This is a genomic window from Sphingomonas sp. CARO-RG-8B-R24-01 (assembly GCF_022662295.1).
Taxonomy (GTDB): domain Bacteria; phylum Pseudomonadota; class Alphaproteobacteria; order Sphingomonadales; family Sphingomonadaceae; genus Sphingomonas.
Genome location: NZ_JAKNQI010000002.1, coordinates 25,852 through 50,360 on the forward strand (window position 1 = coordinate 25,852; position 24,509 = coordinate 50,360).

General features: G+C 65.1%; 23 protein-coding genes and 1 pseudogene. 11 read left to right on the forward strand and 13 right to left on the reverse strand.

Going from position 1 to position 24,509, the window contains the following annotated elements:
• Window positions 1–30: 30 nt before the first annotated feature.
• The 3 genes from moeB to dut are packed head-to-tail and all read right to left on the reverse strand — an operon-like array spanning window position 31 to window position 1,618.
• Complete coding sequence (moeB, locus tag L8G49_RS04820; protein ID WP_242139305.1) at window positions 31–783, reverse strand: molybdopterin-synthase adenylyltransferase MoeB; 753 nt, start codon at window positions 781–783, stop codon at window positions 31–33.
• Window positions 780–1,148 (reverse strand): hypothetical protein, encoded by a 369-nt coding sequence (locus L8G49_RS04825; RefSeq protein WP_242182887.1) that lies wholly within the window; start codon window positions 1,146–1,148, stop codon window positions 780–782. The genes moeB and L8G49_RS04825 overlap by 4 nt, the downstream gene beginning before the upstream one ends.
• A 20-nt stretch (window positions 1,149–1,168) precedes the next feature.
• On the reverse strand, window positions 1,169–1,618 hold the full coding sequence (gene dut / locus L8G49_RS04830) for a dUTP diphosphatase (RefSeq protein WP_242182889.1): 450 nt from the start codon (window positions 1,616–1,618) through the stop codon (window positions 1,169–1,171).
• A gap of 142 nt (window positions 1,619–1,760) precedes the next feature.
• Between dut and L8G49_RS04835 the strand changes: the two genes are divergently transcribed.
• Window positions 1,761–1,985 carry a DUF3072 domain-containing protein gene (locus L8G49_RS04835; protein ID WP_242182891.1) on the forward strand — a complete coding sequence of 75 codons (225 nt, stop codon included), beginning with the start codon at window positions 1,761–1,763 and terminating at the stop codon, window positions 1,983–1,985.
• A gap of 96 nt (window positions 1,986–2,081) precedes the next feature.
• Here L8G49_RS04835 and coaBC read toward each other — a convergent pair.
• The 4 genes and pseudogenes from coaBC to L8G49_RS04855 form a co-directional block, all read right to left on the reverse strand.
• A pseudogene (coaBC, locus tag L8G49_RS04840) lies at window positions 2,082–3,278 on the reverse strand (bifunctional phosphopantothenoylcysteine decarboxylase/phosphopantothenate--cysteine ligase CoaBC).
• Entirely contained in the window at window positions 3,275–4,423 is a 1,149-nt protein-coding gene (locus L8G49_RS04845) for a hypothetical protein (protein ID WP_242182892.1), read from the reverse strand. Before L8G49_RS04845 ends, coaBC begins: the two are co-directional and overlap by 4 nt.
• A complete protein-coding gene (gene ubiB / locus L8G49_RS04850; RefSeq protein WP_242182894.1) occupies window positions 4,405–5,937 on the reverse strand; it encodes a 2-polyprenylphenol 6-hydroxylase in 1,533 nt (510 codons plus the stop codon). Before ubiB ends, L8G49_RS04845 begins: the two co-directional genes overlap by 19 nt.
• Before the next feature lie 139 nt (window positions 5,938–6,076).
• Window positions 6,077–6,820, reverse strand: a complete 744-nt coding sequence (locus tag L8G49_RS04855) for a class I SAM-dependent methyltransferase (protein WP_242182897.1) — start codon at window positions 6,818–6,820, stop codon at window positions 6,077–6,079.
• A gap of 56 nt (window positions 6,821–6,876) precedes the next feature.
• On the opposite strand from L8G49_RS04855, the gene mutM reads away from it, so the two are divergent.
• From mutM to dnaA, 3 genes are all read left to right on the forward strand, one after another.
• A complete protein-coding gene (gene mutM, locus L8G49_RS04860) occupies window positions 6,877–7,686 on the forward strand; it encodes a bifunctional DNA-formamidopyrimidine glycosylase/DNA-(apurinic or apyrimidinic site) lyase (protein ID WP_242182899.1) in 810 nt (269 codons plus the stop codon).
• A gap of 107 nt (window positions 7,687–7,793) precedes the next feature.
• The gene (gene rpsT / locus L8G49_RS04865) at window positions 7,794–8,057 is read left to right on the forward strand and encodes a 30S ribosomal protein S20 (RefSeq protein ID WP_010160493.1); all 264 of its coding nucleotides are present in this window, start codon (window positions 7,794–7,796) and stop codon (window positions 8,055–8,057) included.
• Between the two features lie 466 nt (window positions 8,058–8,523).
• A complete protein-coding gene (dnaA, locus tag L8G49_RS04870) occupies window positions 8,524–9,924 on the forward strand; it encodes a chromosomal replication initiator protein DnaA (protein ID WP_242183749.1) in 1,401 nt (466 codons plus the stop codon).
• Between the two features lie 170 nt (window positions 9,925–10,094).
• On the opposite strand, the gene trpS is transcribed toward dnaA, so the two are convergent.
• The 3 genes from trpS to secB form a co-directional block, all read right to left on the reverse strand.
• Window positions 10,095–11,096 carry a tryptophan--tRNA ligase gene (gene trpS / locus L8G49_RS04875; RefSeq protein ID WP_242182900.1) on the reverse strand — a complete coding sequence of 334 codons (1,002 nt, stop codon included), beginning with the start codon at window positions 11,094–11,096 and terminating at the stop codon, window positions 10,095–10,097.
• 3 nt (window positions 11,097–11,099) lie between these two features.
• Window positions 11,100–12,692, reverse strand: a complete 1,593-nt coding sequence (gene murJ / locus L8G49_RS04880) for a murein biosynthesis integral membrane protein MurJ (RefSeq protein ID WP_242182902.1) — start codon at window positions 12,690–12,692, stop codon at window positions 11,100–11,102.
• 81 nt (window positions 12,693–12,773) lie between these two features.
• Window positions 12,774–13,292: a protein-export chaperone SecB gene (secB, locus tag L8G49_RS04885; protein ID WP_242139315.1), complete on the reverse strand. Its 519-nt coding sequence runs from the start codon at window positions 13,290–13,292 to the stop codon at window positions 12,774–12,776.
• Between the two features lie 180 nt (window positions 13,293–13,472).
• Here secB and L8G49_RS04890 point away from each other — a divergent pair, with 180 nt between their 5' ends.
• The 7 genes from L8G49_RS04890 (at window position 13,473) to rfbB (ending at window position 19,772) form a co-directional block, all read left to right on the forward strand.
• The gene (locus L8G49_RS04890) at window positions 13,473–14,117 is read left to right on the forward strand and encodes a Tim44/TimA family putative adaptor protein (RefSeq protein WP_242182904.1); all 645 of its coding nucleotides are present in this window, start codon (window positions 13,473–13,475) and stop codon (window positions 14,115–14,117) included.
• A complete protein-coding gene (locus L8G49_RS04895) occupies window positions 14,114–15,379 on the forward strand; it encodes a murein transglycosylase A (protein ID WP_242182907.1) in 1,266 nt (421 codons plus the stop codon). Before L8G49_RS04890 ends, L8G49_RS04895 begins: the two co-directional genes overlap by 4 nt.
• Window positions 15,354–15,968 carry a Smr/MutS family protein gene (locus L8G49_RS04900; protein ID WP_242182909.1) on the forward strand — a complete coding sequence of 205 codons (615 nt, stop codon included), beginning with the start codon at window positions 15,354–15,356 and terminating at the stop codon, window positions 15,966–15,968. Before L8G49_RS04895 ends, L8G49_RS04900 begins: the two co-directional genes overlap by 26 nt.
• A 448-nt stretch (window positions 15,969–16,416) precedes the next feature.
• A complete protein-coding gene (rfbA, locus tag L8G49_RS04905; RefSeq protein WP_242139319.1) occupies window positions 16,417–17,313 on the forward strand; it encodes a glucose-1-phosphate thymidylyltransferase RfbA in 897 nt (298 codons plus the stop codon).
• On the forward strand, window positions 17,307–17,852 hold the full coding sequence (rfbC, locus tag L8G49_RS04910; protein ID WP_242139320.1) for a dTDP-4-dehydrorhamnose 3,5-epimerase: 546 nt from the start codon (window positions 17,307–17,309) through the stop codon (window positions 17,850–17,852). Before rfbA ends, rfbC begins: the two co-directional genes overlap by 7 nt.
• A complete protein-coding gene (gene rfbD, locus L8G49_RS04915; RefSeq protein WP_242182911.1) occupies window positions 17,849–18,706 on the forward strand; it encodes a dTDP-4-dehydrorhamnose reductase in 858 nt (285 codons plus the stop codon). The genes rfbC and rfbD overlap by 4 nt, the downstream gene beginning before the upstream one ends.
• Entirely contained in the window at window positions 18,699–19,772 is a 1,074-nt protein-coding gene (gene rfbB / locus L8G49_RS04920) for a dTDP-glucose 4,6-dehydratase (RefSeq protein WP_242139322.1), read from the forward strand. The genes rfbD and rfbB overlap by 8 nt, the downstream gene beginning before the upstream one ends.
• 114 nt (window positions 19,773–19,886) lie before the next feature.
• Here rfbB and prsR read toward each other — a convergent pair whose 3' ends face one another.
• The 3 genes from prsR to L8G49_RS04935 form a co-directional block, all read right to left on the reverse strand.
• A complete protein-coding gene (gene prsR, locus L8G49_RS04925; protein ID WP_242139323.1) occupies window positions 19,887–21,254 on the reverse strand; it encodes a PEP-CTERM-box response regulator transcription factor in 1,368 nt (455 codons plus the stop codon).
• A 12-nt stretch (window positions 21,255–21,266) separates the two neighbouring features.
• Window positions 21,267–23,297, reverse strand: a complete 2,031-nt coding sequence (prsK, locus tag L8G49_RS04930; RefSeq protein WP_242182913.1) for an XrtA/PEP-CTERM system histidine kinase PrsK — start codon at window positions 23,295–23,297, stop codon at window positions 21,267–21,269.
• A gap of 204 nt (window positions 23,298–23,501) precedes the next feature.
• Window positions 23,502–24,275: a PEPxxWA-CTERM sorting domain-containing protein gene (locus L8G49_RS04935; RefSeq protein WP_242182915.1), complete on the reverse strand. Its 774-nt coding sequence runs from the start codon at window positions 24,273–24,275 to the stop codon at window positions 23,502–23,504.
• Window positions 24,276–24,509: the final 234 nt, after the last annotated feature.

Below are 24,509 nucleotides of genomic sequence, written 5' to 3' on the forward strand. Positions count from 1 at the left end.
CGGGCTTAGCGCGGATCGCTTAAAGCCGCGCTAACCGCAGCACGGACATCCCGGATCCTTGGGCAGCGTAAGGGTGCGGAAGCGGAAGGCGAGGGCATCGACCAGCAGCAGCTTGCCCGCACTGTCCTCGCCAAAGCCGACGATGCTCCGCATCACCTCGAGCGCGGCGAGGCTGCCCATCACCCCGGTCATCGCCCCGATCACGCCCTGTTCCGCGCAACTGTCGCCCGCGGCATCGTGCGCGTTGCCGACGAAGCAGCGGTAGCACGGCTTGTCCGGCTCCCACCCGCGAAACACGCCCAGCTGGCCCTCGAACTGGCCGACGGCGGACGACACCAACGGTATCCGCAGCGCATGCGCCGCATCGGCCACGGCGAGGCGCGTCGCGAAGCTGTCCGTGCCGTCGAGGACGACGTCGACCCCCTCCAGTAAGGCTGTGGCATTGCCCGCATCGAGCCGGACCGCGCACGTTTCGACCGTGACATGCGGCGTGATCCGCAACGCAGCGGCGCGGGCGGCCGCAACCTTCGCCGTGCCGACGTCGGCGTCGCCGAACAACGTCTGACGCTGGAGATTGGAAAGATCGACGTGATCGTCGTCAATGAGGACGAGCCGCCCGACTCCCGCTGCCGCCAGATACTGGATCGCCGGGCTGCCGATGCCACCGGCGCCAACCACCGCGACGCTTGACGCCTTGAGCCGCAACTGGCCTGCACCGCCCACTTCGCGGAGGACGATGTGGCGGGCGTAGCGATCGAGTTCGGCGTCGCCGAGCATGCTCATCCGCGCCAGTCGAACACGATGGTCGTGCGGTACCAGCTATCGGTCATTCCCGGATGCAGCGCGATATTCCCGCGCGCGAACCCGGTGACCAGGCCAGCGGCATATTGCTCGATCGTGGGGCAGGCGATCGCATGGGGGACCACCCGGTGGATCGTCCCGTCGGCCCCGACGAGCGTGGCGACATCGACGCGGAGAACGTAGTGCCCGTCGGCCGGGCGCTGCGCCACGCACCGTCCCGCAGCGATTTCCCCAGCGACGAAGGCGGAAACCTGCGGAGTCGCCTGGCGCGGTGCCACATACGGCAATGCCGGCAGCGCCGACCAATCCGACGGCAGCGAGGGCGCGGCGGGGGGCGCGTCGGCCATCTGCAAGAAAAATGCGGCGATCATCGTCCCGTCGACCCGAAACCCCCAACCCCTCGCGCGGTATCGTCCAGCATTTCGACGCGTTCCAGCGTCGCGCGTTGAACCGAGGCCGGAACGAGTTGTGCGATGCGGTCGCCCCGCGCGATCACAAAGGGCTCCTGCCCAAGGTTGACCAGAATGATCTTGACCTCACCGCGATAGTCGGAATCGATCGTACCGGGGGTGTTGAGGCACGTCACGCCATGCTTCAGTGCAAGACCCGAACGCGGCCGTACCTGCACCTCGAACCCGGGCGGGATGGCGATGGCGAAGCCGGTCGCGATCGCCGCGCGGGTGCCGGGTGCGAGCGTCATGGCTTCGGCGGCGACCACATCCATGCCGGCGGCACCGTCGGTCGCATAAGCGGGTGGGGGCAGACCCTCACCATGCGCGAGGGTCTTGAGCTGAATCTTGATCGGGGAAGTCGTCATCCACTGCCAATAGCGTGCCTTGGCCCCGGCGCGAAGACGGGTCTGTCTTTCGTGCCCTAAAGGCACGCCGACAGTGGTCTGCGCTGGAACCGTAGAGCCGCTTACGGGTTAGGAACATACAAGAAACATCGAGAGACGTATCATGGATGAACCGCTGCACAACCCGAAGCTCGATGAGCATCCCGATTCGAATACCGAGAAGGATCCCGACAATTGGGTGTCCGGCGGCGACCCGATGACGGGCGCGCAGGCATCCTATCTCACCACCTTGTGCGAGGAAGCCAAGGTTGAGGCACCGAGCGCTAACCTGAGCAAGGCAGATGCCTCCAAGATGATCGACGAACTGAAGCAGAAGCTCGGCCACTGAAGGCAGAGCGGAGTTTGCCCACCCCGGCTTGGCGCCGGAGTGGGCCTTGGTCGGGACTGGTGCGGGCCATTCGGGGGTGCCGGATAGGCGCATGCTTTAGCCTCGCTTATGCTCCATCACGGTCTTCGCGATTCGCTCGGCCAGACGTCCCGCTACGACGTCCTTAGCCATCCGTTCCCAGCTTTCCACGCCGGTCGCCGTCACGATATGAACGGTATTGGCATCGCCTCCCATGACATCTCCGGACACGTCGTTCGCGACGATCCAGTCGACGGCCTTGCGCAGGCGTTTGGCGGTGGCATGCTCGACCACGCGCTCGGTTTCCGCCGCGAAGCCGATCAGCAGTGGCGGACGCAGCGCGCTTCGCGCGAGCGTTGCCAGGATATCCGGGTTTTCGACCAGACGAAGTACCGGCGTCTCCAAGCCCTTCTTGATCTTCTGCGCCGCGCCCTCGACGCGCCAGTCGGCAACCGCCGCTACCATTACGGCTGCGTCGACCGGCAACGCCGCCTCGACCGCCGCTGCCATCTCCAGCGCGGTTTCCACATCGACGCGCAGGACGCCCGACGGCGTTTCAAGCATTACCGGCCCCGCCACGAGCGTCACCCGGGCACCGAGTCGCGCCAGCGCCGCTGCAATCGCGAAGCCCTGCTTTCCCGACGAGCGGTTGGCGAGGTAGCGCACGGGATCGATCGGCTCATGCGTCGGGCCGGCGGTCACCAGGATATGCGTGCCGCTCAGCATCGCGTCGTCGGCCATTCAGCGCCCGAGCATCTGCTGGATCGCCGTCAGGATCGCAGGCGGTTCGGGGAGCCGGCCCGGGCCAAATTCGCCGCACGCCATCGCGCCCTCGTCAGGGTCCAGCACGGTGACGCCGTCGGCGCGCAGCGTCGCGACGTTGCGGACGGTGGCGGGGTGTTGCCACATCCGCACGTTCATCGCGGGGGCCGCAAGCACGCGCTTGTCGGTCGCGAGCAGCAGCGTCGTCGCAAGGTCGTCCGCGATGCCAGCCGCCATCTTCGCCATCAGGTCGGCCGTGGCAGGCGCGACGACGACCAGATCGGCTTCGCGGCTGAGCTGGATATGCCCCATCTCGACCTCGTCCTTCAGGTCCCACAGGCTGGTATGGACCTGGTTTTCGGAAAGCGCCGCCAAAGTCATCGGCGTGACGAAATGCGCGCCCCCTGCGGTCAGCACGCATTTGACCGAAATTCCAGCCTTGCGGCACAGGCGGATCAGTTCGCTCGCCTTGTAGGCCGCGATCCCACCGCCGATGATCAGAAGGATTTTCATCGCACGAGCCGCGTGACGGTGATCTTGCGGCGATCCCGTGCGCGCGCGATCAGGTCGCGGATCCCGTCGGGCGCGAATGCGAGGCCGACGAGGAGGGCCGGGGCAATCATCAATCCCCAATAGAAGGTGTCGCTCCGCCCGAACAGCCCGAGCAGCGCCGCATACCCGCAGAAAATCGTCAGGGCGCGGAGCGCGAGCGGTTCCGGCCAGCTCGCCCAGCCGAACAAGGCGAGACCCACCAGCGGCGCGGCGAGCAGCAGCGGCGCGATCGCAAGCGCCGTCGACAGGGTCATCGTCCGGACGAAATAACCGAAGCCGAGCAAGCCCGCCCAGCCCGGGGAAGCCGGATCGGTCGGGCGCACGACGGCGGCAACGGCATGGGCGTGGAACGCGACGACAACTGCGAAAATCACGAGCGTGATGCCCCATCCCAATGCCTCGCGCCGATTGCCCTCGGCGAAGGCGAGCACCGCCATGATGCCGACGTACAGCGCCGCTGTTTCGCGAAGCAACATTGCGACCAGCCCGATCGCAACCGCCGTGAGCCATCGGTCGTCGCGGCGCAGCGCGAGCGACAAGGCGATCAGCAAACCGGCCCAGATTTCGTGAAAACCGATCAGCCCGCGCTGCACAAACGCAACCATCCCGCCGGCGAGAAGGAGCATCGCGAACACCAGGGGCGGCGTGCGCCGGAAGGCCGGGCGCAACCGCACGAACCACGCCGCTGCTACGCCGGCCGCGAGCAGATAGAGGATACCCAGCATGCCCGTCGGCGGAACGTGCGCCTGGATCATCGTCAACGCTGGCAGGCGGAACGTTACAAACGGACGGAGCGGATAGTCGCCCCGGCGCAGGGCGTTGGCGGCAACGCTGTAATAGTCACCGCCGCCCCGGACACCGGAGACGATCGAATCGTACAAGAGGAGATCGGTCTGCGCCTCCATGCGCGCCGGATCATCCGGATTGCCGGCGGGCGGGGGCGGGCTGGCCAGCGCCAGCAGCGTGGCCGCCAGCAGCAGCGCGACCAACCCCAGACCCCAGCGTGCCTGCAGCCGAGTGAGAGCGGCAAAGCGGGACGGCAGGACGAGCCATAGCGGCGCGCGCGGCGCGGCGGGGGGTGGCGTGGCTACCCCCACAGCATCCATCCGACGCCGAGGCTCGCGGTTGCGCTGACCAGCGCGACGGCCGCATAGCGCCAGCCCCCGAAGCGGACGATCTCGATATGTCGCAGTGGCGGCTCGGGCGGTGCGCCGGGCGGGTTGGGGAAGCGCCGCTCGATATTGCGGATCAGGTCGGGGAGGCGCGCGAAAGTGCGCAGGTCGGTGATGATCCGGTCCGCGACGGCAGCTTCCGGGCCGAGTTCGGTACGGATCCACTCGCGCACGAACGGGGCTGCCGCATCCCACAGGTTGATCTCGGGATCGAGGCTGGTGGCCACGCCCTCCACCATCACCATCGTCTTCTGCAGCAGCAGCAGATGCGGCTGCGTCTGCATGTCGAAGTCGCGCGTGATATTGAACAGCCCGTCGAGCATCATTCCGATCGACATGTCCTTGACCGCCATCCCGCGCATCGGCTCGCCGACCGCGCGCAGCGCCGTCGCGAACTCGGCGACGTTGTGATGCGCGGGCACATAGCCCGCCTCGAAATGGATCTCGGCGACGCGTTTGTAATTGCCGGTGATCAGCCCGTAGAGGATCTCCGCCAGCCACACCCGCGCGCGCCGGTCGATCCGGCCCATGATCCCGAAGTCGATCGCCGCGATCTTGTTTCCGGGCAGCGCGAACAGGTTGCCCTGGTGCATGTCGGCATGGAAGAATCCTTCCGCGATCGCCTGGCGCAGGAAGGCGTGAACCAGCGTGTTCGCCAGTTGCGGCAGGTCATAGCCCGCCGCGATCAGCGCGGTGCGGTTCGACAGCTTGATCCCGTCGATCCATTCGAGCGTCAGCACCTTGCCGGTGGTCCGCTGCCAGTCGATCTTGGGGACGGTGAAGTCGGGCTCGGCAAGCATCGAATCGGCGAGTTCGGAGGCGGATGCGGCCTCGCGCCGCAGATCCAGTTCGCGCGCGGTCCAGCGCTTGAACGTCTCGATCGTCAGGCGCGGGCGCAGGCGGGAAAGTTCGCCGCCCATCGCCTCGACCTGGGCGGCGGCCCATTCGTAGGTGTCGATCGCGCGGGTGAAGTCTTCCTCCACGCCGGGGCGCAGCACCTTGATCGCGACGGTGCGGCCATCGGTCGTCACCGCGCGGTGGACCTGCGCGATCGACGCGGCGCCGACGGGGACCGGCTCGATCGAGCGGAAAAGCTCGGCCGGGTCCCGCTGGAACGCGCGAGTCAGCGCGGCGTGGATCGTCTCGTACGGGACGGGAGGCAGCGCATCCTGCAACCGCATCAGGTCGAGCGCGGCGGCATCGCCCACCATGTCGGGACGAGTCGCGAGCGTCTGCCCGAGCTTGATCGCTGCCGGACCGATCGCCTGGAGTGCATCGGCATAGCGCGGCACCTTCGGCACGCGCGCGCCGAACCGCGCGATCCGGGCGAGGCGGCGCACGGGGGCGGGGGTGTTGGGATCGCGTTCGATCCCCTGCAGCGCACCGTGCCGCGCAAGGATGCGGCCCCATTTGAGCAGGCGCCAGAGATGGACAGCAGGCGCGGTCATATCTGACTCCCCTCCCCTTCAGGGGAGGGGCTGGGGGTGGGGAAGGACTGGGTGGTCGCGCCGAATTGGGCGGTTGCGCCCACTACGGCCCCACCCCAACCCCTCCCCTGAAGGGGAGGGGCTATAAGCGTCGACGCCATCAAATCTTCCAGCCGTGGTGAATCGCCACCAGCCCGCCGAGCATCGGCTCCACCCCCGTCTGGATGAACCCTGCGTCGCGGATCATCCCCTCGAAGGTCGGCATGTCGGGGAAGCGCCGGATCGATTCGATCAGATAGCGATAACTGTCCGCATCCTGCGCGAGCAGCTTGCCGAGCTGCGGCACGACCTTGTGCGAATAGGCATCGTACACGTCGGCGAAGCCCGGCCAGACGGTCGTCGAGAATTCGAGGCAGAAGAACCGCCCGCCCCGCCGCAAGACGCGGTGCGCTTCGCGCAAAGCCTTGGGGATGTCGGTGACGTTCCGGATCCCGAACGCGATTGTGTACGCATCGAAGAAGCGGTCGGGGAAAGCCAGCGTCTCGGCATTCGCTTCGGTCCACACGAGGCCGTCGATACCACGCTTTGCCGCGCGCTCCATCCCGACTTCGAGCATTTGCGGGTTGATGTCGGCGACCGTCACGCTCGCACCCGATTCGGCGATGCGGAAGGCGATGTCGCCGGTGCCGCCCGCCATGTCGAGGATCTGCTCACCCTCGCGCGGTTTCAGACGGCGGACGAAGCGGTCCTTCCAGACGCGGTGCATCCCGCCCGACATCGCGTCGTTCATGATGTCGTAGCGCGCGGCGACGCTCGAGAAGACGCCGCCGACACGGGCGGTCTTTTCGGAGGCGGGGATGTCTTCGTAGCCGAAGGAGACGGTATCGGGTGCGGGGGCGTTCATGGCGACCGCTCTAGCCAGTGCTTGTGGCGCGGGCAAACGCAACCTAGCTGATTGCGATGCCAGAATTGCCCGAAGTCGAAACCACCGTGCGGGGCCTGCGCCCCGTGCTCGAAGGGCAGCGCATCACCGCGGTGCAGATCCGCCGCCCCGACCTGCGGCGGCCGTTCCCCGAGGATCTCGGGCAGCGCCTGACCGGCGCGACCGTGACCGCGCTCGGGCGCCGCGCGAAATACGGGCTGATCGATACGGATCGCGGCGACACGATGATCTTCCACCTCGGCATGTCGGGGCGCTGGCGAGTAGATCCGGCGGAGCTGTTGCTGCACGATCATCTGATCCTCGAGACCGCGCGGCACCGGCTTGCGCTCAACGATGCGCGGCGGTTCGGCTCGGTCGATCTGGTTGCGACCGAATCGCTCGCGGCGTTTCCGGCGTTCCTGGCGCTCGGACCCGAACCGCTCGGGCCCGATCTGACCGCCGGGTATCTCCACCGGATGCTCAAGGACCGGATCGCGTCGATCAAGCTGATGCTGCTGGACCAGCGGATCGTCGCGGGGCTGGGTAACATCTACGTGTGCGAGGCGTTGTTCGCCGCGGGCATCTCGCCGAAGCGCGCCGCCGGCAAGGTGTCCCGCGCGCGGCTCGAGCGACTCGTCCCAGCGATTCGCACGGTGCTGCTCGCCGCGATCGAGGCGGGCGGATCGACCTTGCGCGATTATGCCAAGCCGGACGGCGAGCTCGGATATTTTTCCAAACAGTTCGCGGTCTATGGCCGCGAAGGGCAGCCGTGCGCCTGTGGCGGGCTGGTCGAGCGCTATGCGGAAGGGGGGCGGTCGACCTTCTGGTGCCCCACGTGCCAGCGCTAATCGTGGCGAGTGTTCTTGACCACCCGGATGCTTCTCGCTAAGGGACGCGGCTTCCGGGGCCGGGAGACATCTCCCGCCCTTTCTTATTTCTAAAGTCAGAGGGCTTCATGGCGAACACGCCACAGGCGAAAAAGCGTATCCGTCGCAACGCTGCACGGGCACTGGTGAACGGCAACCGCGTCGGCCGAATCCGCACCTTCGTCAAGAAGGCCGAAGCGGCGCTCGAGTCCGGCGACAAGGCGGCAGCCGCTGCTGCGATGCTGCAGGTTCAGCCGGAGCTCATGCGGGGCGTCGCCAAGGGCGTGCTTCACAAGAACACCGCATCGCGGAAGTTTGCACGGTTGACGAAGCGCCTCACCGCGCTCGCATAACCGTTTCTCCCGAGTAACAAATTCGCCCGTCGGACGTCGTCCGGCGGGCTTTTTGTCGTGTTTTGTGCGTCGCAAAACACGCACTTCCAGTCCGAATAGAACATCACAAGAACTTCAACAGTCCTGTTTTGGGAAAGCTCGGTTTTACTGCGATTCGCATAACCTTCACGGAAGTGTAACGACTTTAAATTGAGTAATTACCGATACTTATGCGATTTTTGACGCGAATCCTTGGCTGAATCCGAGTCAATGCTGATTATTTCAAAAATCTGACAGGGGCAGGCCTTGATAGACTCGGCCCGTTCTTCATAACTGGCCCTCCACCGCGCAGACGATCGTCTCGCGACTCAATTCGAATGGCACGTTCAGGCGGACTCGATTCCGGCTGTGGGGGTTTTTGTCCGTTGTAAATTAAGGCTCCGCCGGTGTGACCGGGGGGCGAAGGAAGGGTTTTGTCGTGGCATCTTTGGGGCAGGGGGTAGCGATCGCGAACAACCATAGTTCCAGCGAGACGCAGGACGACATGGTTGCGCAGGCCTGGGCCACGGTCCGTACGAATCTCCGCGAACTGTCGGGCGTACGGCTGTTCGATCAGTGGCTTAAGCCGATCGTTTTGATTCCCGGAAGCGACCTGGATGCGGTGCGTCTGGGTTTGCCGTCGGCATTCATGACAAATTGGGTACGGAATCATTACGCCGACCGGCTGTTGCAGGAATTTCGCGTCCTGATCCCGGCAGTGCGCAGCGTTTCGATCGAAACGGTTGCGCGTTCGGCACAGGTGGTGACGGTCGAGACGCTGGCCGCGCCGACCGCGATCGTCAGGGAAGCTGTTCCGACGATCGAGCAGCCGTCGCTCGACCCGCGCTTCACCTTCGACCGCTTCGTGGTCGATCCGTCGAACATGGTGGCGTATAACGCGGCCGTCGCGCTGGCGCAGCCGGGCGTGCCGCGATTCAGCCCGCTGTTCCTTCACAGCGGCACCGGGCAGGGCAAGACCCACCTGATGCACGCGATCGGCGCGGCGTATCTGGCGGCGGTGCCGAACGCACGCGTGCTGCTGATGTCGGCCGAGCGGTTCATGTACGAATTCGTCCAGGCGCTCCGCACCCGCGAGACGCATGCCTTCAAGACCCGGCTGCGCGCGGCCGACCTGCTGCTGATCGACGATCTCCAGTTCATCGCCGGCAAGGACGCGACGCAGGAGGAATTCTTCCACACGATGAACGAGGTGATGGGCGCGGGGAAGCGCTTGGTCATCTCGGCCGATCGCTGCCCGCAGGGCCTCGACGGCGTCGAGCAACGCATCACCTCGCGTCTCTCGTGTGGCCTCGTCGCGGACATCAAGGCACCCGATCTGGCGCTGCGCCGGCGCGTGCTCGACCGCAAGCTGGCCGACATGCCGGGCGCGCGCGTCCCGGTCGCAGTGCTCGACCTGCTCGCGTCGCGGATCAGCGCGAACATTCGCGACCTCGAAGGCGCGCTCAACCGCGTCGTCGCGTATGCGCAGCTCAGCAATGTCGAGATCGACCTCGACTTCGCGATTGCGACGCTTGGCGACGTGCTGCGCGGCGCGGAACGCCGCGTGACGATCGACGAGATCCAGAAGGCGGTCTCGGCGCATTTCGAGATCAAGCCGATCGACCTGGTGTCGGCCCGCCGCGCGGTCGTCGTGGCGCGGCCGCGGCAGATCGCGATGTATCTCGCCAAGCGCCTCACCACGCGCTCGCTCCCCGAGATCGGGCGCAAGTTCGGTGGGCGGGACCACTCGACCGTGATCCACGCGGTGCGCCGGATCGAGGACCTGCGCGAAGAGGACCACGAGATCGACAGCTCGGTGCGCACGCTGATGCGGCAGCTCGAGGGGTAAGGGGACGCGGAAGCATGCGCCTCACGTCTGCTTCCCCCTTTACACTTCCCCGGCGAAGGCCGGGGCCCACTAGCGATGGCGGCGGTAACGGCGCGCAGTCGCCAGCAGTCTTCCGTTCCTCGACTGGGCCCCGGCCTTCGCCGGGGAAGCGCAAGTGAGGTCGTTCAGCCTCAGACCTGCAACCCAACCGCACGCTGTGCCGCCGCCAATGTCGGGGCCGCGAGCGTCGCCGCCCGCCCGGCGCCATCCTCCAGCACCGCGCCCACCGCCGCACGATCATCGAGCAACGCCGTCAGCCGTTCGCGAATCGGCGCAAGCGTCGCCACCGCCAGATCGGCCAGCGCCGGCTTGAACGCCCCGAACCCCTGGCCCGCATATTGCGCAAGCACCGCATCGGGCGTCGATCCCTCGAGCGCCGCATAGATCGTCACGAGGTTACGCGCCTCCGCGCGGTCGGCGAGCCCGGCGACTTCGCTCGGCAATGCATCCGCATCGCTCTTGGCCTTGCGGAATTTCGCGAGGATCAGCTCGTCGCTGTCGACCAGATTGATTCGTGACGCATCCGACGGATCGGACTTGGACATCTTTCCGCTCGCATCGCGCAAGCTCATGATTCGCGGGGCGGCCTTGGAGATGAGCGGCTCGGGCAGGACGAAGGTCTCGCCATAATCGCCGTTGAACTTGACCGCGATGTCGCGCGCGAGCTCGAGATGCTGCTTCTGGTCCTCGCCGACGGGCACGTGAGTCGCCTGATACAGCAGCACGTCGGCGGCCTGGAGCACGGGATAGGTGAACAGCCCGACGCTTTGCGTCTCGCCCTTCTTGCCCGCCTTGTCCTTCCACTGCGTCATCCGGCTGAGCCAGCCCATCCGCGCGGTCCCGCCGAGGATCCAGTGGAGCGCGCTGTGCGCGGGGACGCGCGCCTGGTTGAACAGGATCGCGCGCGCCGGGTCGATCCCGCAGGCAAGCAGCGTCGCCGCCATCTCGGTCGTGTTCGAATCGAGCTCGGCGGGGACGACCGGCTGCGACAGCGCGTGGAGGTCGGCGAGGAAGAACAGGCAGTCGTCGCCAGCGGGCATCGCATCCTGCATCGCGACCCATTGGCGGATCGCGCCGAGATAGTTGCCGAGGTGGAGGTTGCCGGTGGGCTGAATGCCGGAGACGACGCGCATGGTTTATTCCTGGACGGTTTTGGGGGTGGCGGCGCGGCGGCGGAGCAGCGCGCGGATGTCGCCGATGCGATAGGCGCCGGTGAGGAAGCAGGCCACGACATAGACCGCGCTGCCCGCGCCGACCAGTACGCCGAGCGCCGCATAGCGGACGACCATCGCGCCGCCGAGATAGGGGTCGAGCCACCGTTCGAACGCATAGACGGTCGCGCCCATCAGCAATGCCGCGAGCAGCAGCCGCGGAACCTTGCGGCGCAGCGCGGCGTCCGCGACGAAATGCCCCCGCTGCGCGAGCGTGCGGTACAGCATCGCGACGTTGACGGTCGACGCCAGCGCGGTCGCGAGCGGCGGGCCGACATGGCCGATCAGCGGAATGAGGATCAGATTGCCGACGATGTTGACCGCGATCGAGATCATCGCGAAGCGCACCGGGGTCCTGGTGTCGCCGCGGGCATAATAGCCGGGGGTCAGCACCTTCACGAGCACATAGGAGGGCAGTCCGATCGAGAAGGCGCTGAGCGCCCAGCCGCAGCGGCGCGCGTCGATCGCGTCGAACTTGCCATATTCGAACAGCCCGCGGACGATCGGTTCCGCCGCGATCAGGAATGCCATCGTCGCAGGGAGCGTGAGGAACAGCGCGAGCTCGATCCCGCGGTTCTGCGTGTCCATCGCCGCCTGCTCCTGTCCCGACGACAGCAGCCGCGAGATCGTCGGCAGGAGGATCGTGCCGAGGCCGATCCCGATCAGCCCGAGCGGCAGCTGGTTCAGGCGGTCGGCATAATAGATATAGGTGATCGACCCCGAGGCGAGCAGGCTGCCTGCGAGCGAGGTCGAGATCAGCAGGTTGATCTGCGACGCGCCCGCGCCCGCGGCGGCGGGAACGATGAGGCGGAGCATCTTGCGGACGTCGGCGTCGAGCCGCGGCATCCGCAGCCGCAGGTCGACCCCGGCGCGATGGCACGCGAGCATCAGCCACAACAGTTGCAGCACCCCGCCGACCGTCACCGAAATCGCCTGGACGCGCGCGGTCTCATAGACATCGTGGCCGTGGAAGAACCACAGCCCGGCGATCATCGCGAGGTTGAGCAGGATCGGCGCTGCGGCATTGACCCAAAATTTGTCGAGCGAATTGAGGATGCCCCCCAGCAACGACGCAAGCGAGATCAAGGCCAGATAGGGGAGCGTGATACGCGACAGCAGGACCGCGAAGGCGAATTGGTCGTGCGTCGGATGCTGCCGTGCGAATCCGCCGGACAGCAGCCAGGTGATCGGCCAGGCGGCGATCAGCAAACCGGCGGTGAACAGGATGAGCACCGGCAACAGCACCGCGAGCGCGCGTTCGGCAAAGGCATAGCCTGCGGGCAAGCCACCGGGTCCGGCCGCCTTCTTGTTGAAGAGCGGGATGAACGCCGCCGAAAACGCGCCTTCCGCGAACAGCGCGCGGAACATGTTGGGCAGGCGGAAGGCGACGCCGTTGAAGGCGTCGGAGGCGAATCCGGCCCCGACATAGCGCGCCGCGAGCGAATCGCGCACCAGAGCGAGAATGCGGCTGGCGAGGGTCAGGCCACCGATCGAACCCAGCGCACGGACAAGCTTCATGTCAAATCGGACCGCTTCTCACATTCATCGCCAATCGCAGCCCGAAAGCCCCCGGCGAATCGCCGGGGGCATCGCGGGTGCTCAGGCCGAGCCCAACGGGTTGGCCGTCGCGGCGCCCGCTTCCTGCTGGGCCAGGAAGATGCCGCTGAAGTCGATCGGCTCGAGCAGCAGGGGCGGGAAGCCGCCATCGCGAATCGCGTCGGCGAGAACCCGGCGCGCGAACGGGAACATCAGCCGCGGCGCTTCGGCCAGCAGGAACGGCTGGAGATGCTCGGCGGGGAAATTGCGCAGCCCGAACAGGCCGGCGTAGGAAAGGTCGACGAGGAACGCGACCTGGCCGTCGGCCTCCGCCTTCACTTCGATCCGCAACACGATCTCGTACACGTCGTCGCCGACCTGCGCCGATGCGATGTTGAACTGAACGTCGATCGCGGGAGCCGTCTGATTCTGGAAGATCGCCGGGGCGTTCGGATTCTCGAAGGAGAAGTCCTTAATATATTGGGAAATCATTCCCGCGGCCGGGGCCGTGTCAGCGCCGTTGGCGAAGGAGTCGCCGGTTACGCCGGTCGAAGTGATGAAGCCGTCATCCTGCTCGCTCATGCAACGCGTCCTTAATGTCCGTACTATAGGTATCGCCACGGGTGGCGCAGTCGAAGCCGCGCGCGTAGCAGGGGGGCGAGCGGAGTTCAACGGGCGCCGAACTCCACGGTCGTGCGCATCATTTGAAACCTTCGTGCGTTGCGCCTATGTATCCCTGTCTGCCAATCCGCCGGAGGCCGCGTGTTCCTATTAGTTATCCTCGCGATGATCGCCGGTTTCATGGCGCTCCAATTGTACCGTGTTCTCGGTAAGCGCACCGGACATGAGCAGCCTTTGCCCAAACCGGCGGAGGAGCGCACGCCGCTGACGCTCGTGCCGCGACCGATCGAGGCGATCGCCGATGCGCGCGAACCCGCGAGCCGAATGGTCGAGGCCAAGGCGGAAGCCGGCGTCCGAGCGATCATCGCAGCGGATTCGTCGTTTGATGCCACGCGCTTCCTGCAAGGGGCGCAAGCCGCCTATCGCATGATCCTTGAGGCGTTCTGGCAGGGGGACGAGGAGCAGCTTGGCTGGCTCGCCGAACCCGGCGTGCGCGATGCCTTCGTCGCCGCCATCGCGGAGCGCAACGCCGCCGGTCATAGCCTGGAGAACCGGCTCGTTTCGATCGAGCGCGCGGTAATCGCCGACGCGACACTCGAGGGCAAGGTTGCGCGAATTACCGTGCGGTTCGATGCGGATATCGCCGCGGTCACGCGCGATGCCGAATCGGTCGTGATTGCGGGATCGATGACCGACGCGGTCGAGACGCACGACGCCTGGACCTTCACCCGGACGCTCAAGAGCAGCGATCCGAACTGGAAGCTCGCCGACACCGACGAGGTGTGACGATCGTGTGGGGGGGGAGTGTTTCGCGCGCGCTGGTGATCGGCGCGGCCGTGTTGGTGTCGGCTTGCGGCGGGCAGGTCGCCCATCCGGGTGCCGTCTCGCGCCCCGCCCCGGTGGCAATGCCAGTGGCGGCCACGCCGATTCCGGCCGTTCCTAACGTCGCTCTGGCGGGCGCGGCCAATGCCGCGAGCATTGGCTTCGTCGCTGGTCCGCCGATCGACCAGCTCGGTCTTGCGGAAGATGACGCCGGACGTGCGCTTGCGGCCTTTCGCCTCTCCTGCGCTTCCGTCCAGCGGCGCACCGACACCTCCGGACTGACGCGCGGTACGGATTGGCAGCCGGCGTGCGCCGCGGCGCCGACCGTCGCCGCAGGCGGCGCGGTGGCGTTTTTTACGCATTATTTCGAAGCGGTGCAGATCGGCGACGGCAAGGCCTTCGCGACGGGCTATTACGAGCCAGAGATCGCGGCCTCGCGTGACCGTCGTCCCGGGTATGACGTTCCCATCTACGGTCGACCAAGCGATCTGATCGACGTCGATCTTGGTCAGTTCAGCGACACGTTGAAGGGCCGGAAGGTTCGCGGTCGTGTTGCCGGCTCCAGCCTGGTGCCATATGACGATCGCACCGCAATCGAACAGGGCGCGCTGGACGGCCGCGCCCCGATCCTTGGCTATGCCGCGGACCCGGTCGCCTTGTTTTTCCTTCAGGTCCAGGGGTCGGGGCGGCTGCGACTGCCGGACGGATCGATATTACGGATCGGCTATACGTCGCAGAACGGCCGCGACTATACGGGAATCGGGGCGCTGATGAAGCGGCGCGGGCTGCTCGCGCCGGGGCAGACCTCGATGCAGGGAATCGTCGCCTGGCTGCACGCGCATCCCGAGGAAGCGACCTCGATCATGCGCGAAAATAAAAGCTACGTATTCTTCCGCGAACAGGCGAGCGCACCACAGGGCGCGCTTGGTGTCGCAGTGACGGGGGGTGTCAGCGCCGCCGCCGATCCCAAGTTCGTGCCGCTCGGCGCGCCGGTCCTGTTGTCGATGGATCGCACGGACGCGAGCCGGCTCTGGGTCGCTCAGGATACCGGTGGTGCGATCAAGGGACCGAACCGGATCGACACGTTCTGGGGTGCCGGCCCCAATGCCGAGGCTACAGCGGGTGGCATGGCGGCGCGCGGTACGGCCTTCCTGCTGCTGCCGAGCGGTACGCTCGCGCGCCTGACCGGGGAGAGGGCCAATGGGGCACCGATCCCTCAGCCCTGACGAAGCCGCCTTGTGGGTCCGGGTGATGGCGGGCGTCAGGCCGATCGCGCGTCGCCCGGCCGAACCTCAGCCCGTGCCTGGCACGTCGTCGAAGCCGGAGAAGCAGACCACACCGTCGACCAGGATGGTCAAGGCCGTTGCCCCAACCGCGATCGTCCCGAAGGCTCCCGCGCCGAGTGTTTTGGGCAAGGCCGCCAGGGGGACTGTTCGGGCTGCCCCGGCCGCGCCATCCAACACGCTCGACGGTTCGTGGGACCGCCGCCTGTCGCGCGGTCTGGTCTCGCCCGACCGCACGGTCGATCTCCACGGCCATACCCTGGCCAGCGCCTATGACCTGCTGGACGCGGCGCTGGCCATGGCGATCCGCGCGGGCGACCGGATGATCTTGCTCGTGACCGGAAAGCCCCCGCGCCCGGCAAGCGAGCGCCCTCATGCCCGGGGAGCGATCCGCGCAGCGACGGGGGATTGGCTTGCCGGATCGCGCCACGCCTCATCGATCGCTGCGGTGCGGGCGGCGCATCCGCGTCACGGTGGGGCTGGAGCGCTCTATATCGTTCTGAAGCGGGCGCGCACAACCGAACGGCTGTAACGCAGCTGGCTAACGAGCAGCGCTCGGCGTCTTTGCCATACCATACAAATGCGGTATGGAAGCGGCGTAATCAGGTCGAAGCTGTTCGGGAGGGCAACAACGGCATGATCCGCGTAACGTTTTCGAATAACGTGGTAGGTTTTTTCAGGCGGGAAACTTTTAGTGCTTAGCGAAGACATTGCGGTGGTCGGAACCGTATTGTCAAATACGTCAAAAGCCGGGGTATTGTACTAGGAAATATACGGTTTCATTTGGCGATGGCAGACCTTTTTCCTGCTCTCGCCGCAACACCGGGATCGAGTCAGCCATACGGCTCTGCGCGTGCGGCAACCATTCCGACACGAATGGTCGATAGCGCCTAGGAACCGACGCGGTTCTTGGATAGGCGACAGAGTGCACGCCAGTGGCGTGGGGGATGCGTTCCGGAGCAACAGGTGAGAGATACAGCATGACGGTGGAACGGTGCGGGATCATTTTGGCAGGCGGTTCGGGAACGCGGTTGCATCCGCTGACGCAGGCTGTGTCGAAGCAGTTGATGCCGATCTACGACAAGCCGATGATCTATTATCCGCTGTCGACGCTGATGCTTGCGGGGATCAGGCGGGTATTGATCATCACCACCCCGCACGAACAGTCGGCGTTCCAGCGGTTGCTGGGCGATGGTAGCCGGCTTGGCATCTCGATCACCTATGCGGTTCAGCCGGAACCGAACGGGCTCGCCCAGGCCTATCTGATCGGTGCCGACTTCGTTGGCGGGAAACCGTCCGCGCTGGTGCTTGGCGACAACATCTTCTTCGGGCACGGACTGCCCGCCCTGGTCGATGCGGCCCACGCGCGGTCGACCGGCGCCACGGTTTTTGCATATTATGTGCGCGATGCCTCCGCCTATGGCGTGGTCGCGTTCGATCCCAAGACCCGTGCGGCGATCGATCTCGAGGAGAAGCCCAAGAATCCCAAGTCGAACTATGCGGTGACCGGGCTGTACTTCTACGACGAGCGCGCCGTTGACTTCGCGCACCAGTTGAAGCCGTCGCCGCGCGGCGAGCTGGAGATCACCGATCTCAATCGGATGTATCTCGATGCTGGCGACCTCAACGTCGAGATCATGGGTCGAGGGTATGCCTGGCTCGACACGGGCACACACAATTCGCTGATCGATGCCAGCAATTACGTTCGCATTATCGAGGAGCGGCAGGGGCTCAAGATCTGCTGCCCCGAGGAAATTGCCTGGCGCAAGGGGTTCATCGATACCGCGCAGCTCGAACGGCTCGGCGGCGAATTGCGCAAGAGCGGCTATGGCGACTATCTGTTGGGTCTGATCGAAGAGGGGCAGGCACCATGGTAACGATCGTCGAGACCGCCCTGTCCGACGTCCTGATTCTCGAGCCGAAGGTCTATGGCGACGATCGCGGGTTCTTCCTCGAAAGCTGGAACGACGCGACCTTCAAGGCGCAGGGGCTCGACTGGAATTTCGTCCAGGACAATCATAGTCGTTCCGCAAAGGGTGTGCTGCGGGGGCTGCATTACCAGCAGCCCAATCCGCAGGGCAAACTCGTACGCGTCGTTTCGGGGTCGGTGTTCGACGTCGCGGTCGACATTCGGAAAGGGTCGCCGACCTTTGGAAAGTGGGTGGGAGTCCATTTGAGTGCCGCCAACAAGCGCATGGTCTGGATTGGACCGGGACTGGCACACGGGTTTCTCAGCCTCGAGGACGACACCGATTTCCTCTACAAGTGCACCCAGGCCTATTCGCCAGCGGATGAGCATGCGGTGTTGTGGAACGATCCCGAGATCGGGATCGAATGGCCGCTCGACGGGATCGAGCCGATGCTGTCGGCGAAAGATCGCGTTGCACAGACCTTAGCGCAGGTCGCGGCAGCATGAAGGCGCTGATCGTCGGCGCGGGCGGACAGCTGGGCCATGCGCTCCTGGCGACGGCGCCTGAGGGCGTGGAGATCGTCACCTGCGATCAGGATACCGTCGATATCACCGACGCGCAGCGCGTGGCGGCGTTCGTCGCCGAGAGCGATCCGGACGTCATCTTCAATGCGGCGGCCTATACCGCGGTCGACAAGGCTGAAAGCGACGCGGAGCGCGCGCAAGCGGTGAACGCGGACGCCGTTGGCTTTCTCGCCGCCGCGGCTCGGGCTGCGCAGGCGAAGCTGGTGCATGTTTCGACCGACTTCGTGTTCGACGGCGCTGCCCGGCATCCCTACGCGCCGGACGCTGCCCCCGCGCCGCTCGGGGTCTATGGCCGTACCAAGCTGGCGGGTGAACGCGCCGCCGGGCCGGACGCACTTGTGGTTCGGACGGCATGGCTCTACGGGCCGGTCGGCGGGAATTTCGTCAGGACCATGCTGCGTCTGATGCAGGCACATCCGCAGGTCCGAGTGGTTGCCGACCAGATCGGTTGCCCGACCTACGCGCCGGCGCTTGCCACCGCGCTGTGGGCGATGGCCGGGCAGGACGCGACCGGCGTGTATCACTTCAGCGACGGCGGTGAGGCCAGCTGGTTCGACTTTGCGGTGGCGATCCAGGAGGAAGCGATGGCGCGGGGGCTGTTCGACACCGCCGTGCCGATCATCCCGATCACGACCGCCGAGTATCCGACACCCGCGCAACGGCCCGCCTATTCGGTACTCGACTGCAGGGCCACGTATGCGCTGCTCGGCCATCCGGCCACGCCGTGGCGCGAAAACCTCCACATCATGATCGAAGAGATTCACACGCATGGCTAATCTGCTCGTCACCGGCGGCGCCGGCTTCATCGGCGCGAACTTCGTGCATTATTGGCGCGCCAATCATGCCGACGACGCCATCGTCGTGCTCGACGCGCTGACCTATGCCGGGAATCGCGAAAATCTCGATGGGGTCGCTGCCGTCGATTTCGTCCACGGCAATATCCTCGATACCGACCTGGTGACGACGCTGCTGCGCGACCACAAGATCGATACGGTCGTCCATTTCGCCGCCGAAAGCCATGTCGATCGCTCGATCCTCGACCCTGACGCCTTCGTCACGACCAATGTGCTTGGCACGCACAGCCTGCTCCGGGCGGCGCGGACGGTCTGGCTGGATACCGGCAGCGGAACGCCGCACCGGTTCCACAACGTCTCGACGGACGAAGTCTATGGCTCGCTTGGCCCGCACGACCCGGCCTTCAGCGAAACCACGCCCTATGCGCCCAATTCGCCATATTCGGCGTCCAAGGCCGGGGCGGATCATTTGGTCCGCGCGTATCATCACACCTTCGGGCTGGACGTGACGACGACCAATTGCTCGAACAATTATGGTCCGTTCCAATTCCCCGAAAAGCTGATCCCATTGTTCCTGATCAACGCGCTGAACGGGCGTCATCTCCCGATCTACGGCGACGGGATGAACGTGCGCGATTGGCTTCACACCTCGGATCATTGCCGGGGAATCGAGGCAGCGCTGCAGCGCGGCACCGCCGGCGAGGTCTACAATATCGGCGGCGGGGAAGAAGTCCCGAATCTGACCGTGATCGACGAGATCTGCCGGAGCGTCGATGCCGCTTTCGCGGCGGACCCGTCGCTGGCCGAACGTTACCCCGACGCCCCTGCCGCGCGCGGTGAGGCGACCGAAACGCTCAAGACCTTCGTGGAAGACCGCAAGGGGCATGACCGGCGCTATGCGATCGACGAGCGCAAGGCACGGGCGGAGATCGGCTATACACCGGCGCGCGACTTCGCGGGTGGCCTGGCCGACACGCTTGCCTGGTATCTGTCGAACGAAGCCTGGTGGCAGCCCATGCTCGAGCGCGCGAAGCTCGGTACCCGATAGGGTCGCGTCAACTCCTGCGGAAGCAGCCGTTCAGGCGTGCGCCCGGCGCGCTCGTAATCCTGGACTGCTGCTTGCGCAGGAGCATCGCATGCCCTCGACGCGCGCGACGCGTTGTCAGCTTTTCGCCATGCCATAGGTGTTGAGCAGATCGTACAGCATCGGCCGCGAGATATTGAGATCGCGCGCCGCCGCCGAGAGATTGCCGTCGTTCAGCGCGATTGCCGACGCAATGGCCGAACGGTCCGCACGCTCCCGTGCAACGCGCAATTCGGTGCGCTCCATTGCCAAACCGGTCTGTTCGAAATCGAGATCCTGCGCGGTGATCATCGAGCCTTCGGCCATGATCGTCGCGCGACGGATCCGATTCTCCAGCTCCCGAACGTTTCCGGTCCAGGGCCAATTGTTGATGGCGGTGAGGGCGTCCGGTGCAAATCCCTTGATCTTCGCCTGTTTCCCGGTGTTCATCTTGCGCAGGAAATAGCGGGCCAGCAGCACCGCGTCGCCCGGCCGCTCCGCGAGGGACGGGATACGGATCACCATTTCGGCCAGCCGGAAGTACAGATCCTCGCGGAAACGTCCGTCCTGCATCAGCGTCTTGAGGTCCTGATGCGTGGCCGTCACGACCCGCGCGTCGATCGGGATCGGCTTGCGACCGCCGACCCGCTCGATCACGCGCTCCTGCAGAAAGCGTAGCAGCTTGACCTGCATCGCGAAGGGCACGTCGCCGATTTCGTCGAGGAACAGCGTACCGCCGTTCGCCAGCTCGATCTTGCCGATCGTCGCCTTCACGGCGCCGGTGAACGCCCCTTTTTCGTGTCCGAACAGCTCGGATTCGAGCAACGACTCCGGGATCGCCGCACAATTGATCGCGACGAAATTGCCGCGCGCGCGCGCGCTCTTGGTATGGATCGCCTTGGCGAGCAATTCCTTGCCCGTGCCCGATGCGCCGAGCAGCATGACCGAGGCATCGACATCGGCGACCTTTTCGATCGTGCGCAGGACGGTCAACATCTGCGGTGCGCCGGTGATGATTCCGTCCGCACTCGCAAGCTGGTCGGCCTGTTCCGCGAGGCGGCGATTCTCCGCCTCGATTTCCGCCAGGTGGAACGCTCGCGCGACGATCAGGCTCAGGTCGGTGATATTGATCGGCTTCGAATAGAAATCATACGCACCCAGCGCGATCGCCTTCTGGGCACTTTCGCGCGCTTCGTGCCCGGACGCGACGATGACCTTAACCGCGGGATTGTGCGCGATCAGTTCGCGCAGCGTTGCGAACCCTTCGGACGTGCCGTCCTGATCAGGCGGCAGCCCAAGATCCAGCGTGATCACGGCCGGGTTTTCGGTCCGCTGGGCGGTCAGTGCGGCGGCGCGATCACCGGCAACAACGACGTCGTAGTCGGTGAAGGCCCATTCGAGCTGCGCCTGGAGATCGAGATCGTCTTCGACGATCAGAAGTTTCGGTTTTCCGTTTGTGTCGACCATGTCCGCCATACCCTAATCACGCGCGTCGCTGAGCGGAAGTTCGATCGTGAAGATGCTGCCATGGCCCTCGGTACTGGCCACCCGCAGGGATCCCCCCATTCCGGAGACCAGGGCTTTGGCCTCTGCCGCGCCGATCCCGAACCCGCCCCCTTTTGTAGAAACGAAAGGCTTAAACAAGCCCTTCCGGATGAAGTCCGCGGACATGCCGACGCCCGTGTCGGCAACCGTGATATGGCAATGCGACCCGGCTGCGGTCGCGGACAGGATCACGGGCTGATCCGCTGGACTGGCCTCGATCGCATTCTGGACAAGATGCTCGATAGCGAGCTTCAGCTTTTCGAGATCCCCGCGGGCCTGAGCGCCCGACCGCGTGCCGGCCGACAGCGAGCGCCGGTCGACCCGGCTCGACACGATCGCGTCGATCAGCCGATCCACGTCGATGCTGGCCGGCACTGCCGATTGCAGCACGCGGTCGGGCGATAGGCGGGATAGCAGGACGTTCATCTTCTGGACCGCACTGGTCAGGCTGCGGCTCATCTCGGCCTGAAATTTGGGGTTGGACCCATGCTGCTGTGCGTTGCTGGCAAGCAGCGACAATTGGCTGACGACATTCTTGATGTCGTGGATGATGTAGGCGAAACGGCGATTGAACTCCTCGAACCGACGCGCTTCCTCGAGCTCGAGCTGGTTGTGGGCATCCGAGATATGCACGGCGGCCTGTTGCCCGATCACCTTCAGCAGGTCGAAATCCTCCCAGTCGAGCGCGCGCTGGAGCCGCGGCTTGGCGAGAATGACAACGCCGATCATCGCGGACAGCCAGATCAACGGTACAGCGACCCAGGCATCCCCGATCATGGCGAGGTCCGACTGGTCTTCCCGGGTTGGACCGCCGCGCCCGCCTTCCGGGTCGAGCGTTACGATCAAGCCCTGCTGCAGCAGATTCAATTCCGCCTCGGGGAAGTGGATCGAGCCGCTCGGGGGCGGGGTACGATGGCCCCAGCACCAACCGGCCGCCACGTCGAAGCTTTGTCGGTCGCTCGTCAGCAGCAGTAAGCCCGCCGGGGATTCGGTGATATCGGCAACGGCCTTCACGACGCGCTCTTCCAGCGACAAGGCAGAGCCGCTCGAATCCGAGATCGTCGCACTGAAGCGCAGCCACTCCGCGCGATAGTCGTAGCGGTGGCTGAACAGGTTCTTGACGATCACGACCTTGAGCCAGGCGCGCGCGCGGGTCGAGAAGAGCAGGAAGGCTCCGACGACGGAAAGACCCATAACCGAGCCGACCGCCAGCATTGGCCCGGCCGAACCCGCGAAGAACGATTCGGAGCGGGCAACCACCGACATGCTGACGAAGTACAGGCCGATCGCGACCAGCGAAAGCGACTGGAACGTCGCCTTGCGGGAAAGCGCGATCTTCCAATGCTCCTGCCGCCGCGCCGCAACGAGAAAGAGGGGCACCAGAAGCAAGGCGAGTATCGGGCGTCCCGTCGCGAGCGGATTTGCTACGGAATAACCCAACAGACTGACCGTATAGAGGTTGAGATCATACGCCCACAGCATGCCCAACCCGAACAGGATCAGCCGGAATCCGGTGCCACTGCTGCTGGTCAAGCCGTTGTACAGATTGTGGAGATAGATGATCCCGCCGATCGCAAAGAGCAGCCGGCATCCGATCGTCACCAGCAGCCACGGCACCGTGCCCGGCGAGTCCGGCGTTTGCATGGCCCCGATCAGAGCAGCGCAGGCGCCTGCGCCGGCGAGGATCGCCAGCAGCACGGCGCTGTGCGTGCGACGACCAGCGGGATCCGCCAAGGGCTGGGTGGCGGTCGATAGATAGGCCAGCCACGTCACGTTGCGCAGGAAATACGCGGTGATCACGAGCAGGGGGCTTTGCGTCAGTCCCGACAGGGCCCAGGCCGACATCCCGACGAAGGCGAGCACCAGCAGCGGCGCCCGGCCGGGTCCGGTGCCAAGGGATATGCGCCAGGCCGCCAGCAAGGCGTAGGCGGCGCCAGCGGCGACGAGGATCCAGAACAACAACACGGCCGGTGTCTACACCGTAGTCATGACTGAAGCGTATAGAATTGTTGCAGCCTTGGGGCAATTTGGTCGACGCGATTGCCCGTGAAGGTCAACGGGGAAAACGAACAAAAAAAACGTGCCCCGGAGCGATCGGGGCACGGAAGGTCTCGTGCGCGCGGGCGATGGTGGCGCCCGAATTGGCCGAATACGCCGTTCTGCGGATGATCAGCGACTCCGAAGCCGGAGCGGTACGGGGCGCCGCAAGGCAACGCCGAGCATCGCGAAACCGGCGACCATCATGATCCAGCTTGCGGGTTCGGGGACCAGGCCGATGATCTTCGGGGCCGGGTCCGCAGAAAATTGTCCGCCGCCGGTAGCGCTGAAGGTGGCAAGCGAGTTGTTCGCCCCCAAGCCCAGTTTGGTGGTCAATGCCGTGAAGCTTGCGGACAGATCGCCACTGCTCACGTCCGAAAAATCGAGGAAATCGGAGGTGAAACTCACGGTATTGTCGGCCTCCGTCGAGCCCCCGAGAGTCGTCTGGCTACCGTTTTTGCCCCCGGACATGAATCCGTCGAACGTAACCGTCAGAAGGTTCGATCCCGCCAGATAGGTGTGCGTCGCGAAGTTGGGGCCGGTGACCGTAATGTCGTTGGCACTGATGAACGTCATGCTGCCTGACACGATCGGTTGAACGATAACGCTCCCGATGGTCGTGGCCGGTGCGCCCTTGTCGACTTTTGCATCGAGCGTGAAGTTCGCAACGACGCCGTTCACGAAAGGGCTGAGGTCGCTCTGAAGGAAGCTGAATTTGACCTGCGTGCTCCCCACCGTCGTAGAATTTGGACTATTGGAGGTGAAGAGCCGGGCATCTTCCGTACGCGTGGCGGCGGTACCTGAGTTGATCAACCTGACATCTTTCTGCGAATTCAGCGAACTGAAAGTCGCGAACGTCGTCACCTGTGCGCTCGCGGCCGAGACAGGCGCAAGCGACGCGGTCATGGCGATCAAAGCAATCTTAAGTCGAAATAATATCCCCTGAGACATTTCAACAATCCTTACACGCTCATGGCTGAAAACGCGTAACTCGGATGGTGTAACGGCTATACACTGTCGATCCAACAATACGTCCTGCAATAATCGTGCAAAACACGTCATTGCAACTGAATCAAAGCTGTAAGGTGCGCCGTCTTTTTCTATCTGTAAGCACAGCTGACACTTGGTGCAGGTGGTTCC

Bases quoted from the DNA above. Each gene is read 5' to 3' on its own strand.
- rfbD (WP_242182911.1), top strand. From the start codon at position 17,849: ATGAAGGCGCTGATCGTCGGCGCGGGCGGACAGCTGGGCCATGCGCTC.
- moeB (WP_242139305.1), bottom strand. From the start codon at position 783: ATGAGCATGCTCGGCGACGCCGAACTCGATCGCTACGCCCGCCACATC.
- rfbC (WP_242139320.1), top strand. From the start codon at position 17,307: ATGGTAACGATCGTCGAGACCGCCCTGTCCGACGTCCTGATTCTCGAG.
- rfbB (WP_242139322.1), top strand. From the start codon at position 18,699: ATGGCTAATCTGCTCGTCACCGGCGGCGCCGGCTTCATCGGCGCGAAC.
- ubiB (WP_242182894.1), bottom strand. From the start codon at position 5,937: ATGACCGCGCCTGCTGTCCATCTCTGGCGCCTGCTCAAATGGGGCCGC.
- murJ (WP_242182902.1), bottom strand. From the start codon at position 12,692: ATGAAGCTTGTCCGTGCGCTGGGTTCGATCGGTGGCCTGACCCTCGCC.
- dut (WP_242182889.1), bottom strand. From the start codon at position 1,618: ATGACGACTTCCCCGATCAAGATTCAGCTCAAGACCCTCGCGCATGGT.
- rpsT (WP_010160493.1), top strand. From the start codon at position 7,794: ATGGCGAACACGCCACAGGCGAAAAAGCGTATCCGTCGCAACGCTGCA.
- rfbA (WP_242139319.1), top strand. From the start codon at position 16,417: ATGACGGTGGAACGGTGCGGGATCATTTTGGCAGGCGGTTCGGGAACG.
- secB (WP_242139315.1), bottom strand. From the start codon at position 13,292: ATGAGCGAGCAGGATGACGGCTTCATCACTTCGACCGGCGTAACCGGC.
- mutM (WP_242182899.1), top strand. From the start codon at position 6,877: ATGCCAGAATTGCCCGAAGTCGAAACCACCGTGCGGGGCCTGCGCCCC.
- trpS (WP_242182900.1), bottom strand. From the start codon at position 11,096: ATGCGCGTCGTCTCCGGCATTCAGCCCACCGGCAACCTCCACCTCGGC.
- L8G49_RS04900 (WP_242182909.1), top strand. From the start codon at position 15,354: ATGGGGCACCGATCCCTCAGCCCTGACGAAGCCGCCTTGTGGGTCCGG.
- L8G49_RS04855 (WP_242182897.1), bottom strand. From the start codon at position 6,820: ATGAACGCCCCCGCACCCGATACCGTCTCCTTCGGCTACGAAGACATC.
- L8G49_RS04845 (WP_242182892.1), bottom strand. From the start codon at position 4,423: ATGGATGCTGTGGGGGTAGCCACGCCACCCCCCGCCGCGCCGCGCGCG.
- L8G49_RS04825 (WP_242182887.1), bottom strand. From the start codon at position 1,148: ATGGCCGACGCGCCCCCCGCCGCGCCCTCGCTGCCGTCGGATTGGTCG.
- L8G49_RS04935 (WP_242182915.1), bottom strand. From the start codon at position 24,275: ATGACCGCGTCGCTTGCGCCTGTCTCGGCCGCGAGCGCACAGGTGACG.
- prsR (WP_242139323.1), bottom strand. From the start codon at position 21,254: ATGGTCGACACAAACGGAAAACCGAAACTTCTGATCGTCGAAGACGAT.
- L8G49_RS04835 (WP_242182891.1), top strand. From the start codon at position 1,761: ATGGATGAACCGCTGCACAACCCGAAGCTCGATGAGCATCCCGATTCG.